We start from the raw sequence: 14,509 nt of genomic DNA, 5'->3' as shown, positions 1-14,509 counted from the left end.
TGGCGCGAAAATAAGGCCAAAAAGGAACAATTGAAAGCAAATAATATCTATCTTTTCGACAAAGAATTTCTATGGTTATATTGCTATTGTTCATACCCATATTTCTTATGCAAGATAGAATTTATGTTCCGTTTTTTCTTATGATATTTAATACAGATTGTACTTCTTTCGCAAAAATTAGTGCGTCGTTGTCTCCCGTCAGCTGTATCAGTACGGTCTTGTTTGAATGGATACATCGGCTGACAATTGACAGCAACAAATCTAAATCAATTGCGTAAGGTGGCTTTATAGTCATTCCTCGAACAATCGTTTTTAAATCTATGTTTAAAGTAATAGCATTATGGTCAAAGAGAAAAATATCGAGTTCTTCGTATATAGATGGCGACGTTGAATAAAAAGCAGTGCTGTTGAGCCATTCAACCCCCATACTTTTCGCCAAATTTAGCTCTGGTATTGTATGAAAGTCTTCAAATACACCAATACTCAACATATTAATATCAGACTTTTGAGTGAGAATGGAGGCATATCCTTGCATCGGGATAAAGTTTAGTCGATTGACTAAGTCCACTCTGTGGTTGATGTTGATGACACCAATATCGCTAGTATCATAATCGGCTAGGCATTCAATGAAACTTTCACAACTATTTGAAAAAATAACGGGTAAGATCTCTTGTTCAAGTAAGCCATATATATACTGAGTAAACGCCATGCTTTCGATGATGTTTGAATTTGTGATAGGAAAGTATCCGCCATTTTTTACCGGAAGCGTGCAAGGTAAACCGGTTTTAGCGTACCAATGGTAGGTGTGTTCAATGGCTTCTTCTGCTTCCTCAAATAACAAGTTTTCTTCTTCGGAAGACTTAAAGCAAGTACCAACAAGTACGATTTGTCTGTTACGGATGTGAGACCTTCTTTTAATAAAGCGCTCAACCATATTTTTAAACATTATCTACTCCCATTTAGTATTGATGCTTCATTCAGTAGGTCTTGAATAACTCGTTCAAAACCTGTTCTTGCTCGTTCATTCGGCGCCATAACAGTAATAGCGCCAACTAACGTTTTTTTACGGATAATTGGAACACTAATGCCAATAACACCCGCATTGTATTCAGCCTTACTTATTGAAAATCCATCATATTTAGTTTTTTTGATAGATCGTTTCCAATGGGGATCGTAAGTATCTAGTTCATAATATTTAGCCACTTTTTCTTGTCGTTCTTTAGGCAAGTTTGCGAGTAAAACTTTTGACGAGGCCCCTTTTATTAACGGTTGTCTTTGTCCTACTTCAAATGTGCATCTAAGCGTCTCTTTACTTTCTTTACACACGGTACATAAAGCGTGGTATCCCGCCGGCACCATAAACATACAAGTTTCACCAGTAACGACACTCAATCGTTCTAAAGCAATTTCATACTCTCGATCTTCCAATTTTGCTTTTTCATGACTTCTAGCCAAAGCTAAGGACATCGAGCCAATGTAAATCTCTTTTGTGTAAAGGTTCTCTTCAATTTGGCGCCAGTCTTTTAACAGGGTTATATAGCGATACAAACTACTTAAAGGCATATTTAAGTCCTCGCTAAGTCTTCTTATGCTGACCGCTTTGTCATAGGAAGCTATTTGGTCTAGGATAAGAAATATCTTTTCGTTCGTATTACTCATATTACTCGATGGTAAGTTGATTGGTTGTTTAAGGGATATTCTCATAATTTGAGAATGAGCCAATTATGATTTTTAATACTATTCCTTAAGTCGATACGCGCCAATAAAAACTTTAAATAATTATTTTTATTAAAAAGATAATTATTTTTTGTCAATAAACAATGTTGGACTAATTAATTTATTTTATTAAATCGACTTAAAATATTTGTTATATTTATATTTGAAATGCTGCTATTACTTATCTGTTTAATCACTAACCCAAAAATAGAGCCATGGAACATATAAAGTTACGAATGGGAGAAAAATGCTTCGAAGATGAAGATATATTTCCTGATGGATTTGCAGAATCAGGTTCGTTTTCTTATGCGGAAGAAGAGTTGCTGACATATTGGGGAAAAACAATGTACGCTCTAGAGGTCGGGCACCTCATTCCTGAAAACTTAGAAGAAGAACATTTCGTACAAATGACTAGGAACCCCAAATTAGCTCGTTCTTGCCTTGAGAAAGTGTGGGTTAAATACAAAGCATTATCTAGATTCGACATACCTTCATGAAGATAGCGTTCTGCTAATACATGACGAGAAACCAATACTTCGCTATGCTTATAAACACTCAAAGCGTTAATTCTAGGTAGTTTAATGATTGATTACATTCAAAATAGTTATTTATTGCAACAGGTTGTCATTGGAACATTACTTTTAATCAGCTTTCGGGTTGCAAGAAAGGTTGTCCACCAGTGGCTAGAGAAACTAGCAGACAACAAACAAGTCTCTCTACAAAGAAAACAGTTTGTTATCAAATCATTTAATGTTGCTTCATTTGGTCTATTTGGCGCGATTTTTACGATTTTTTTAGGCATCGGCTTTGGGGATATTTCTCTTTTCTTGTCTTCCGTTTTCGCAGTATTGGGTGTCGCACTCTTTGCTCAATGGTCCATCTTGAGCAATCTAACCGCGAGCATACTCATTTTTTTCGTATTTCCTTACCGTATAGGAGACACGATTAAAGTGGCTGAAAAAGATGCAGATGTTAGTGGAGAACTCATAGATATTACTATGTTTCACGTGATTATACGTCATGATGATGGCAATATTATTACTTATCCAAATAATTTGATTTTACAAAAAGGAGTTACGAAGATTCTGAACCATTCAGGTCGTAGTATTGAGGCAATGGATAAAAATTCGCTCAACAATTAAATAACAGCCAAAGAGTGGTATTGTTGATTTAAACGGTGAGAAAGGGAGTGGTGGTGCTATTTATTGAGGCCTCATTATTGCGCTATCTAACTCTTTTACTAAGTAAAATTTGGCGCCAGTGGATTTTGCTAAATACATCGCTTTGTCAGCTAAAGAGATAAGTGATGATAGGTCTTTATTATCTTGCGGATATACACCAATACCTATACTTGCTTTAACTGAAACACTTTTGTTGGCGTTATCAATAGTGACAGGTTGTGATATTACGTTGTGTATTTTTGCACTAATGGCTTCTATTTCATAGAGGTGTTCATAGCCATTGGTGATCTTAAATAGTATTAAAAACTCATCACCTCCGACCCTAAATACATAATCATCGGCTCGCAACATACTATTTAATCTTGAACCTAATTTACCCAGTAATATGTCGCCAATATGATGACCTAAGGTATCATTTATCGTTTTGAATTTGTCTAAATCAAAGTAGACAACGCCGATAGAATTCGATGACCATTTGGAAAAATAGTTATTTTCCAACAAGTGCTGTAGAGACCTTTTGTTGGCTAAACCCGTGATAGCATCAGTATTTGCACTATTCTTTAATTCGTTAATTTCACTTTCAACATCGGAATAATCTTGTATCGTCGCGATGCCGTGTAGCTCATTATTGATCTCAATATAGGCAATTGAGATCTTGGCGTGAAACTGTTTTCCTTTAAAGTTGATACAGGGCAAGAGAGCTCTAGAACGCATCGTTTTAGCAGGTGATTTTTTATGAATGAACTGCTTAACTTTGTGCCTATGATTTTCTGCAGAGGACGCAGGTATTAGGTCATCAATGCGCATAGACGTTAATTCTGATTGAGAGTATCCAAATAGTGCAGAGCAGGCTGCATTCGCATAGACAATTTCAGAGGCATCATTGGCGATTAGAATAGCATCACCAAGGAACTCCAAAAAAGATCCAACTTCTGATAATTCTCTCATAATCATTCACCAAGCCAATAGAACTGACATATTTAATTAAAATGGGATTTATTTCAACCTTAGTCAATATTTATCCGATAATAGTGTCAATAACTATGATCTCACTGTTTCATTGGGGATAAAAATAAACTTTTTTGGTAGATAAGTCATAGTGAATTGAAAGCAGTAAGAACGAAAGGCGAGATAGCTAGAGTGATACAAATAGGCTCTGTCTGGTTGTATTACACTGGTCAGTGTTCAATGACTTGGCGGCAATTGTGCAGTGTTAGATTGGGTAGGGGCTTTCAGAGTCCTCCGAAATAGATGAAACTTTGGGATGGGCTTTATCTTTCAATATTAGAAATTGGAACCATGTCTACATATGATCTATTCCATTGAAGTATCGCAGGCTAATAAGTATTCTGCTGTCCCTTCGTCAATCATCAAGTCGGACACGTAACCACCTAAAATAGCGCCTAGCGTTGCCGCATAATTACGTTGACCACCTGCAACAAAAATTCGGCTATGAATTTGTCGCAACTGCGCCAGATTTATACCTAAAACTCTTAGGTCAACCTCGGCAACAACAGGTTGTCCGTATCTATCGTAAAAACGACCACAGATAACACCGACTGCGCCCATTTCACGGTATGTTTGCATCTCTTTTTTAGAGATAACACCCACTCGAATTAACGGATTTTCTTCCGAAACGTTACCGACTACAAATAGTGCTTTATTGCATTTCGTTAAGGCTTCAAAGTTGGAGCGAATAATTGGTTCGGCTTGCAGTTCTACGGCCAAACGGGAACTGGAGACAACCGCAGGAACGTGCAAGCTGATGACTTTTCCTGAAAGTTTGTTGGCAATCTGAGAAGACGATTCAATCGTAGTAAAATCGGGTTGAGAGGGCATAGAACCTAACATTTGCAACACCGTGACATTCTTACACTGCCTAGGTGTCATCACATTTCCCATTTGATGTATTGTTCTTCCCCATGCTATTCCGAGAATGTCGTTATCTTCAATAGTCTGGTTTAGATACATACCGCCCGCTTTAGCCAACCGTTCACGCATTAATTTGGAGTCTTCACGTTGTGTCGCCTGTTCACCATCTGGCACGATAACTACGCTGTTTAACTGGAATTTTTCTTTGATTTTCAAGGCGTGCTCTATGGAAGAAAATGCCTTTAAGTCGAGATCAAACTGCACCAACCCTTTTTCACGCGCTGTCTGTAAGTATTTGACAACCGTGACACGTGAAACACCCATCAGCTTGGCAACGTCGGTTTGACTTAGCCCTTCTTGATAATAAAGCCACGTCGCATGGAGAACGGGATCACTATTAAATGCGCTGATATTGTTTAATTCTGAACTTGTCATCAGCTATACCTCTTCTCATTTTAGACATCGATACGTGACCGGACTTTTATCAGTGAGTAATTTATCATTTTAGAAACAAGTTAACCACTTGATGTAATGACGACTCTAATATACATTTGAATTACTGTAAATACAAAGGTAAAGAAAATGCTTAAACATATTCATCCACTTTTTAGTGCAGATCTACTCTATAGCTTACAATCGATGGGTCACGGGGATACGTTAGCGATTGTTGATGCCAATTTCCCTGCGACATCGAATAGTCAGTTTAAACACATTCCAATGCTGGGGAACGATTGTTCACAGATGTTAGAAGCCATCTTGAAACATTTTCCACTCGATGCTTTTACTCCCACTCCTGTTCGTATCATGGCGCAAGATAATAGTGATCAACCTACTGATGCAGCTCAAGATTTTATAAAAACAGTCGAACAGTCTGAAGAGTCAGAACATAATAATCTTTTTCTTGAACGAAACGAATTTTATAAAAAAAGCAGGGAATGCCAGTTGATTATATCCACCAGTGATCTACGGCCCTATGCCTGTGTCATTTTACAAAAAGGCGTAATATTTGACTAGGTTCAAAAAAATGACTAATTAACGCTCTATTTATTGGTCATTTTTTAAACTGCTAGTCTTGTCACAGTTTACTTTACAATTGATGCGTTAGGATTACTTTTGTTAAATCCATTCACGGATAAATGGAGTGCTCCATGTCAAATGTAGTCAATGCAATTGAAATTAGAGCGATTAAAAAGAAGTTTGGTAGTAATACCGTCTTACATGATGTGAGCTTTAATATAGACGGTGGAAAAATACTGGCGTTGTTGGGCGCGAACGGTGCCGGAAAGTCTACGTTGGTTAAGATCTTAAGTGGCGTTTATCACGCGGACGAAGGGACGGTAATCATTAATGGTGAAACCGTTGATATCAGTAACCCTCAAAGTGCGAGAGATGCTGGCATTATTACGGTCCATCAAATTATCAATGACGGTGTTGTTCAAGATCTTTCTATAGCGGAAAACTTACTTTTAGACAAACTTTGCGACGGACGATTTTCAACATTCATCTCTAAAAAAGAGCTTCATAAACAGGCTAAACCATTAGCAGAGAAGATCGGGTTAGATGTTGCTCTCGATACGCAGGTTTCAGAGTTATCTCAGGCAGACCGACAGCTTGTTGCGATTGCGCGAGCTATTTCCGATAAACCCAAATTACTGATCTTGGATGAGCCAACATCGAGTCTGTCAGAGACAGAGGCCGTCAAACTATTTGAAGCGGTCAAAACAATGCGAGAGCAAGGCGTCGCGATTGTGTATATCTCACATAGAATGTCTGATATCCGATTGCTTGCCGACCAAATTGCCGCCTTGCGGGAAGGAAAAATTGTTGGTTGGTTTGAACCACCACTTGATTATGACGGTGCTGTGGATTCTATGCTTGGTCATGCCGTTGGAAAGGTACGCCATTCCTACGTAGCAGGTGACAAAGTGATGCTCGGCCTTGAAGGGGTTCAGCTCGACGCAAAATCGCTTCCTTTTAACCTGCATTTTAAAACAGGTGAAATTGTCGTACTGACAGGGTTGCTTTCTTCTGGCTGTGCATCTGTCGTTGAAGGTGTTTTCGGAATGAATTCGTTTGTCAGCGGCCAACTGAAGTTAGAAGAGAAACCATGGTCACCTGTCAGTCCACATCATGCTATTGATAATGGGGTTTACATGGTGCAAGAGGATAGGGGGAACAACGCGCTCGTTCCTGATTTTTCTATCGAACAGAATGTGAGTTTGCCATTTCTAAAATCGTTCTCCAAATTCGGTTTTATAAGCCGAAAAGCTGAAAAGCAACAGGTAAGTAAAGCGATAGAAACGACCAAAGTAAAATACACTGATCAAGAAGAGTTGATATTGACGCTGTCAGGCGGAAACCAACAGAAGGCAATGGTCGCTCGATGGATGTTGAATGACTGCAAAGTACTTTTACTGAATGAACCTTTTCAAGGGGTCGACATTTCTTCTCGACGCCAAATCGGCCAACTCTTGCGCTCTACTGCGAAAGACCGAACCACAATTGCTGTATGTACCGATGTCGAAGAAGCACTAGAAATCGCGGACCGAATAATTGTATTTAACCACAACAATATGGTTGGTGAACATCTTATTCATGAGATCCACATGCCAAGCCTCATCAACCAGATCGCCGCTGCGCCTGAACCGTATGATGAATCCCCACACTCAACAGAGGACATGACCAATGAAAGATATGCGTGAATTCGCGATTAAATATGGTCTTTTGATTTTACTTGCTCTAATGCTCGTTATTTTCACACTGGCAGAACCTGCATTTCTCAGCACCATTAATATGATGATCATCCTGCAATCGGTATCCATCGTAGCGATTCTTGCGCTGGGTGTTACCGCAACGTTGGCAGTTGATGGTTTTGACCTCTCCATTGGTTCAACGGCGGCCTTCTCGATGATGACCGCGAGCTATGTCATGGTGGTATTTGATGGTGGAACCACAATGGCGATACTTGCGGCCATTGGCGTGGGCGTCGTGGTTGGTTTAATTAATGGGTTTATGACGGTACAGATGAAGGTTCCGGACCTACTCACAACGTTAGGCATGATGTTTTTGTTACTTGGGTTGCAACTTATCCCTACCCAAGGACGGTCTATTTCTGCGGGCATGAGCCTGGGTGATGGCGAAACGGCGACAGGTGCTTTTTCTGAAAGTTTCTTGTTCCTAGGTCGAGCGAGAATTTTCGATATTATTCCTGTCCCTGTCATCATTATGTTGATACTGGCCGTCATCACCTATCTCTTTTTAGAAAGAACGCGCCATGGCCGTGTGATGTATGCCATTGGCTCTAATGAACAAGCAGCAAAACTAGCTGGAGCACGAGTAAAGCTCTATCGCTATGTTGCTTACGTTATATCCGGTGTTTTCGCTTCCATTGGTGGCATTTTATTAGCGGCTCGTATTGGGCGTGGTGATGTCAGTTCCGGAAATTCGCTGTTAATGGATGGCGTTGCTGGTGCGCTTATCGGCTTTGCAGTGTTAGGAGCTGCAAGACCTAATGCGCAGGGCTCAGCTATTGGTGCGCTTTTCGTTGGTGTACTGCTTAATGGCTTAACCATGATGAATACTCCCTATTACACACAAGACTTTATAAAAGGCTTAGTTTTGGTAGCAGCATTAATGTTTACCTTTGGCCTATCCAACAAACGTGCATAAAAATAAGGAAATTATAATGAAAACCCTACAAAAAATTGCTTTGGCTGTCTCTATTATGGGGGCATTGGGTACCACGGCTGTTAATGCAGAACCAACATCTCCTTTTGAAGGAAAAGAGATGAAGATTGCTCATGTTCGTTACTTGTCTCAAGGTGATTTTCCAGAACTTTATTTAAAAGGCGTAAAACGTCAAGCGCAGGCATTAGGTCTTAAGGTTGATGTTTATGATGCTAGACAGGACGCGGCTTTACAGCGTAACCAATTAGAACAGGCCATCATGAAGGGTTACGACGGTATTGTTTTACAACATGGTTTTACTGATTCAATAAAAGATCTTGCCGATTTAGCCGTACAAAATGGCATTAAGGTTGTGGCATTTGATGTCAATGTAAACAACCCAGAGATTCCTCAAATCAATCAGGATGACCATCTAATTGCTCGTCTTTCATTAGAGCAAGCGGTGCAAGACAACGGACAAGATTGGAAAGCCGCGTACGTATATGTTCCTGGTATTCCACCACTTGACCGCAGAGATGAGGTATTTACAGAGTTTAAAGATAAGTATCCAAACATCGTTGAAGTTGCTCGTTTTGGTACGATGAACAACCCTATCCCTAACCAAGTTGCTGACCAAGCAGCGGCGGTTTTTAGAGCCAATCCAGATATCACGGTTGCTTTCTCACCTTATGATGAATTTGCAAAAGGGATAAAAATAGCGGTTGATGAAGGCGGTCTGTCAGACAAGATCAAAATCTACAGCGCTGATATTTCTAACTCAGATATTCAAGCGATGAGAGAAAAAGACAGCGCATGGGTAGCCACTGTCGCGACGAATCCATCGATAATGGGTGAAGTAAGCGTACGTGCCTTAGCCATGTTAATGAAGGGCGAATCGGTAGAAAAGCAGGTTACTGTACCGCCAGTATTAATCACTCAAAAGATGTTGAATGAACAAAATATCAAAAATATGGATGACCTAGTTAGCAAGATCCCATCATTCTCGAAGTCTACTGTGCTGGTTCCAGATTGGATGCCAATGCCAAACTAATCAATGCAACAAGCTAACGCGTTATAAAAACGGTTGATAAGTGGTGAGATATTCACCACTTTGAGACCAACAATTTTAAAGGATGGTCGCTATGTCGAATATCGTACCAGAAGGGTATGTACCGCAAAATTGTGAGTCATTACCGTTCTATTTAGAAAAAAAACTGCCTGAAACTATTCAGTTAGGTGGTCTACCAAACGAATGGACAGTTAAAGAAGTGGGTGACGGTAACCTTAACCTCGTCTTTATTGTTGAAGGGCTAGAGCAATCAATTATTGTAAAACAAGCATTGCCATACGTACGCGCGGCGGGAGAAAGTTGGCAGTTATCTTTAACTCGGGCATTCTTTGAATATAACGTACTTGAAATTGAAGCTCGGTTTGCGAGCCATGATCTTGTCCCAGAAGTCTATTTTTATGACCCTAATATGGCCGTGTTCGCGATGGAATACCTCACACCGCACGTCATATTAAGAAAGGAACTCATCGCTGGAAAACGTTTCCCAAGCCTCGCTGAAAATGTGGGTTTATTTTTGGCTAAAACACTGTTTTACACTTCTGATTTAGGGATGAATGCGAAGAATAAAAAAGAGTTAGTATCTCAATTTTCGTTAAACCATGAGCTGTGTAAAATCACGGAAGATCTGATCTTCACCGAACCTTATTATGACGCAGAACGTAACAACTGGACCTCACCACAACTTGATGAAGATGTTAAGCGAGTTTGGCAGGACCAAGAGATGATCCAGGTTGCTATGCGTTATAAATATAAATTCATGACTGAATCTCAAGCCTTGCTGCATGGCGACCTTCATTCTGGTTCAATTATGGTTACAGATACAGACGTGAAAGTGATTGACCCTGAGTTTGGCTTTATGGGACCGATGGCCTTTGATATTGGTAACTATATGGGCAACCTATTCATGGCGTATTTTGCAAGGCCGGGTTGGGAATCCAACCCAGTAAAATGTGAAGAATATCAGCAATGGTTAATCCAACAAATGGATATAACGTGGGACGTCTTTGTTGCTCACTTTAAGCAGTTGTGGAATAAGAAAATAGAAGGTGAAGCGTACCCAGTAGAGCTATACCAAAGCGGCTTAGGGCAACAGGCTTTGGACTCGGCCCAAAACGAGTTTTTGGCCACTCTGCTTGAAGACACCATCGTGAACGCAGGTATGGAAATAAACCGCCGTATCATTGGCTTTGCTGGTGTGGCGGACTTTAAAGAGTTGCCTGATCCTGAGCAACGAGCTTGCTGTGAACGTAAGGCGTTGAAGCTCGCGAGAGAACTCATGTTAAATGCGAAAAATTATCAAAATTTTGCATCTATTAAATCCTACGCAGAACAGTGTTAAGAGGTCACTATGAAGATTAATGGTCAACATTATCGAACTGTCTGGATGGCAGAAGATGGTCGAACAGTTGAAATACTCGATCAAACTAAACTTCCATTTGAATTAGAAACCATTCAATTAACGTCGATGAAGCTTGCTGCCACGGCAATTAGAGAAATGTGGGTCCGTGGTGCGCCGCTTATTGGTGCTGTAGCAGCATATGGTATGGCTCTGGGAATGAAGGAAGACCCAAGTGATGAGAACTTAACTGCCTGTTATGATGTGCTCATTGACACTCGGCCCACGGCGATCAACTTAAAATGGGCGCTGGACAGGGTTAACAGACATCTTTCCAAAATTGCGCCGACCGAGCGTGAGCAAGCCGCCTATAAACTCGCGGCAGAAATTGCAGATGAAGACGTTCAATTGTGTGAACAAATTGGTGAGCACGGCTTGGCGATCATTAAAAAAATTGCCGCGAATAAACCCGCTGGGTCGGTCGTTAATGTCTTGACGCATTGCAATGCAGGATGGTTAGCGACGGTTGACTGGGGAACCGCCATTTCACCTATTTATAAAGCACATGAAGCGGGGATCAATATTCATGTTTGGGTCGACGAAACACGTCCCCGAAATCAAGGTCTACTCACGGCCTTCGAGTTGGGCTCACATGGTGTCCCCCATACGTTGATTGCCGATAACGCTGGTGGTCATTTGATGCAGCATGGAGAAGTGGATTTGTGCATTGTCGGTACAGATCGTACGACAGCAAATGGTGATGTGTGTAATAAAATTGGTACCTATTTAAAAGCGCTTGCTGCGTATGATAATGATGTGCCGTTTTATGTCGCTTTACCTTCACCAACCATCGATTTTACCGTGTTTGATGGCGTCAATGAAATTCCGATTGAACAGCGTTCAGGAGAAGAACAATCTCATGTATATGGCGTAGATGCAGACGGTCAGTGTCGCTGGGTTAATACGGCGCCTAAGGGAACGCAATGTGGGAATTATGCGTTTGATGTAACACCAGCACGTTACGTAACGGGTTTAATTACCGAGCGTGGTGTTTGTGTAGCAAGCGAGGAGGCACTCTCAGAACTATTTTCTGACCTTAAACAACCTACTTATGTCTAGTTTTTCTTGGGGCGATCCCGCCCCTTTTAAGGAAGTGTTATGAACCGTGAAACGCTATCACAACAAATTATAGATACGTGTTTAGAAATGACGGCACTGGGTTTGAACCAGGGTACATCAGGAAATGTCAGTGTCCGTTATAAAAATGGCATGTTAATTACACCAAGTGGTATCCCATATAACAAGCTAACGCCTAGCATGATTGTGTATGTTGACAATGACGGTAAAGCGGAAGTTGATAAGGTGCCGTCGAGTGAATGGCACTTTCATCTTTCTTGTTTTAAAGCCAAACCCGAGTTGAATGCCGTGGTGCATAATCACGCGGTTAATGCGACGGCGGTTTCGATATTAAACCGTGCTATACCAGCAATACATTACATGGTCGCTGTGACAGGGACAGATCATGTTCCGTGCATACCGTATTCAACCTTCGGTACTCAAGAGTTAGCCGATAACGTGGCCTTAGGAATCCAAGAGAGTAAAGCGTTTTTGATGCAGCACCACGGCATGTTAACCATGGAAGTTAATTTAGAAAAAGCGTTGTGGTTGGCAAATGAAGTCGAGGTACTAGCGAAGCTGTATCTGCACATTCTTTCTATTCAGTCAGATGTCCCCGAATTATCAACTGAAGAAATGAGAATAGTGTTAGATAAATTTAAAACATATGGTTTGAAGAGTGCATAAAATAAATACTAGAGATAGTTGATCTATAACATTGACTCTCTTATTGACACATTACATCAACGACAAAAAGGTTTTTACGGAATAATAAATTTCATTTAAGGTACTGACAACTTAACAACAATCACATAAGTTGACAGTACCTTCATTAAGAACAAATCGTTCTTGAGTCCAATGTCTAGAATAACCGCATTGGTCGCCACTCAGATCTGACTTGTAAACCGATTACACTGAGAGGCTATTTTTGAAAAGATAACCCTAACGATGCAAGTTGTTGTGCTTTACCTTTAATATTACGAGTAAGCCCTGCGACTTCGTTCACCTCTTTTAAGTTGCACTGTGAAGAATCTCGGATAGCCGCGACGTTTTGGCTTATATCATTTGCGACGACAGATTGCTGTTCGGTGGCCGTGGATATCTGGGTTGCCGCATCTTCTATATGCTGCATTACATTCGATAGTACGCCAATTTTGCTTTGTGTATTGGACGTGTATTCGATGCAAACCTGAGCGACACTTTGACCTTGTTTCATGGTTTCAGAAAGTTCGGCAACCGAACTCATCACGCTCCCCATTGAGTCTTGAATATTTTCAGTCGCTTTTTGAGTGCGTTGGCTTAGTGTTCTTACTTCGTCGGCCACGACAGCAAATCCCCGTCCATATTGTCCGGCACGAGCAGATTCTATTGCCGCATTCAGTGCAAGTAGATTCGTTTGCTCAGCGATGCTCTGAATCTCTGACATGATGGCGGCAATACTGGTCAGTTTCTTGGACAGATTTTCGGCAGACTTGAATGACGTTTCTACCTCGTCGACGAGCGCAGATACCTGATTTTGAGTTCTTTTGCTCCACGTGTCCGCTTCTTGGCAGGTGTTGTTTGCTGAAAGGACCTGATCCAATGTGGTGGCACTATTGCGAGCAACTTCTTCTATCGTCGCGACCATCTGTTCAACGGCGGAAGCAACATTCTCTATTTCAAGTGTCTCTTTTTCGATATTGATATGCGTACTTTCAGAGGCGTTTTCCAAGGAATGTACCTGTTTTAGTAAACTGCTGCTGCTGTCCTGCGTTCGACCTATGATCGTTTGAACTCGACCCTGCTGCATTTTGAGATGGTATTCTGCGTAGTTGGATTGGTCATCGCAGAAGACGAGACGGGAGATACTGTCATAGTCGCGTTTCAGCTCATCGTAGAACTTCTGACGAACAAATAGCTCATGGTAAAGCACCGTTATGGTCGCAAATGGTATGATTAACGTAGCCAGAGGGTTGACATAAAACCCGGTAATAACCGCACCCAACGTGACAAAAAATAGCGAGATTATCCTTTGTCTGGTAGTAAAACGGATATTGGATGTAAGATGTTTACCCTTATCCGCAATGGCATATAGCTTTATTGCACGACGCTTTACTTCAGGTGAAAGCTTTCGACGAACCGACTGGTACCCAACAAGTTGATTCTCTTCAAAAATAGGCGTGACAAAAGCATCAACCCAGTAATATCGTCCATCTTTACATATGTTTTTTACGGCCCCTCGCCATGGTTGTCCGTTCTTTAGGTGCTCCCATAGGTCCTTAAACGCCGCTTTGGGCATGTCGGGGTGGCGTATCATATTGTGATTTTTCTTCAGAAGCTCACTTATGTCATATCCGGATACTCTACAAAAATTATTATTTGCATATGTGATGACGCCTTCTTTATCAGTGGTTGAGACTAATTCTTCGTTTTCGGAGATTTCTATTTCTTCTTCTATTCTATTTTTTTCTGTTTTATTCATGATGTTTAAGCCTGACGTTATATTTATAATTTTAGTTTTAATGCAACTGAAGTTACATCTACAGTAAACATAGACAACATTACGCCTATTTG

At 40.8% G+C, this 14,509-nt stretch carries 14 protein-coding genes; 9 read left to right on the top strand and 5 right to left on the bottom strand.

Annotation, left to right across the window (positions count from 1 at the left end; genetic code table 11):
• Positions 1 to 121: 121 nt before the first annotated feature.
• Both IUZ65_RS18230 and IUZ65_RS18225 read right to left on the bottom strand, forming a co-directional pair.
• Positions 122 to 946 carry a hypothetical protein gene (locus tag IUZ65_RS18230; protein WP_195705456.1) on the bottom strand — a complete coding sequence of 275 codons (825 nt, stop codon included), beginning with the start codon at positions 944 to 946 and terminating at the stop codon, positions 122 to 124.
• Positions 946 to 1,659, bottom strand: coding sequence for an IclR family transcriptional regulator (locus IUZ65_RS18225; RefSeq protein ID WP_195705455.1), 714 nt, complete (start codon positions 1,657 to 1,659; stop codon positions 946 to 948). Before IUZ65_RS18225 ends, IUZ65_RS18230 begins: the two co-directional genes overlap by 1 nt.
• Before the next feature lie 272 nt (positions 1,660 to 1,931).
• Between IUZ65_RS18225 and maoP the strand changes: the two genes are divergently transcribed.
• Entirely contained in the window at positions 1,932 to 2,213 is a 282-nt protein-coding gene (gene maoP, locus IUZ65_RS18220) for a DUF413 domain-containing protein (protein ID WP_195705454.1), read from the top strand.
• An 84-nt stretch (positions 2,214 to 2,297) separates the two neighbouring features.
• Complete coding sequence (locus tag IUZ65_RS18215; protein WP_195705453.1) at positions 2,298 to 2,858, top strand: mechanosensitive ion channel family protein; 561 nt, start codon at positions 2,298 to 2,300, stop codon at positions 2,856 to 2,858.
• A gap of 60 nt (positions 2,859 to 2,918) precedes the next feature.
• Here the strand turns inward: IUZ65_RS18215 and IUZ65_RS18210 are convergent, their stop codons facing one another.
• Together IUZ65_RS18210 and IUZ65_RS18205 are read right to left on the bottom strand one after the other, a co-directional pair.
• The gene (locus IUZ65_RS18210; protein ID WP_195705452.1) at positions 2,919 to 3,845 is read right to left on the bottom strand and encodes a sensor domain-containing diguanylate cyclase; all 927 of its coding nucleotides are present in this window, start codon (positions 3,843 to 3,845) and stop codon (positions 2,919 to 2,921) included.
• 366 nt (positions 3,846 to 4,211) lie between these two features.
• Positions 4,212 to 5,204 (bottom strand): sugar-binding transcriptional regulator, encoded by a 993-nt coding sequence (locus tag IUZ65_RS18205; protein ID WP_195705451.1) that lies wholly within the window; start codon positions 5,202 to 5,204, stop codon positions 4,212 to 4,214.
• Positions 5,205 to 5,351: 147 nt separating this feature from the next.
• Between IUZ65_RS18205 and IUZ65_RS18200 the strand changes: the two genes are divergently transcribed.
• The 7 genes from IUZ65_RS18200 (at position 5,352) to IUZ65_RS18170 (ending at position 12,643) form a co-directional block, all read left to right on the top strand.
• Complete coding sequence (locus IUZ65_RS18200) at positions 5,352 to 5,783, top strand: RbsD/FucU family protein (protein ID WP_195705450.1); 432 nt, start codon at positions 5,352 to 5,354, stop codon at positions 5,781 to 5,783.
• A 134-nt stretch (positions 5,784 to 5,917) separates the two neighbouring features.
• Positions 5,918 to 7,471 (top strand): sugar ABC transporter ATP-binding protein, encoded by a 1,554-nt coding sequence (locus tag IUZ65_RS18195; protein WP_195705449.1) that lies wholly within the window; start codon positions 5,918 to 5,920, stop codon positions 7,469 to 7,471.
• Entirely contained in the window at positions 7,455 to 8,438 is a 984-nt protein-coding gene (locus tag IUZ65_RS18190) for an ABC transporter permease (RefSeq protein WP_195705448.1), read from the top strand. Before IUZ65_RS18195 ends, IUZ65_RS18190 begins: the two co-directional genes overlap by 17 nt.
• Positions 8,439 to 8,454: 16 nt before the next feature.
• On the top strand, positions 8,455 to 9,486 hold the full coding sequence (locus tag IUZ65_RS18185) for a substrate-binding domain-containing protein (protein ID WP_195705447.1): 1,032 nt from the start codon (positions 8,455 to 8,457) through the stop codon (positions 9,484 to 9,486).
• A gap of 91 nt (positions 9,487 to 9,577) precedes the next feature.
• Positions 9,578 to 10,843 (top strand): S-methyl-5-thioribose kinase, encoded by a 1,266-nt coding sequence (mtnK, locus tag IUZ65_RS18180; protein ID WP_195705446.1) that lies wholly within the window; start codon positions 9,578 to 9,580, stop codon positions 10,841 to 10,843.
• Positions 10,844 to 10,852: 9 nt separating this feature from the next.
• Positions 10,853 to 11,959, top strand: coding sequence for an S-methyl-5-thioribose-1-phosphate isomerase (gene mtnA, locus IUZ65_RS18175; protein ID WP_195705445.1), 1,107 nt, complete (start codon positions 10,853 to 10,855; stop codon positions 11,957 to 11,959).
• Positions 11,960 to 11,998: 39 nt separating this feature from the next.
• Positions 11,999 to 12,643, top strand: coding sequence for an L-fuculose-phosphate aldolase (locus IUZ65_RS18170; RefSeq protein ID WP_195705444.1), 645 nt, complete (start codon positions 11,999 to 12,001; stop codon positions 12,641 to 12,643).
• A 235-nt stretch (positions 12,644 to 12,878) separates the two neighbouring features.
• On the opposite strand, the gene IUZ65_RS18165 is transcribed toward IUZ65_RS18170, so the two are convergent.
• Positions 12,879 to 14,417, bottom strand: a complete 1,539-nt coding sequence (locus IUZ65_RS18165; protein ID WP_195705443.1) for a methyl-accepting chemotaxis protein — start codon at positions 14,415 to 14,417, stop codon at positions 12,879 to 12,881.
• Between the last annotated feature and the right edge of the window lie 92 nt (positions 14,418 to 14,509).

This window comes from Vibrio sp. VB16, assembly GCF_015594925.2.
Classification (GTDB): Bacteria; Pseudomonadota; Gammaproteobacteria; order Enterobacterales; family Vibrionaceae; genus Vibrio.
Note: the sequence above shows the minus strand (reverse complement) of the source record. Positions and strands in the feature narration are given on the sequence as shown.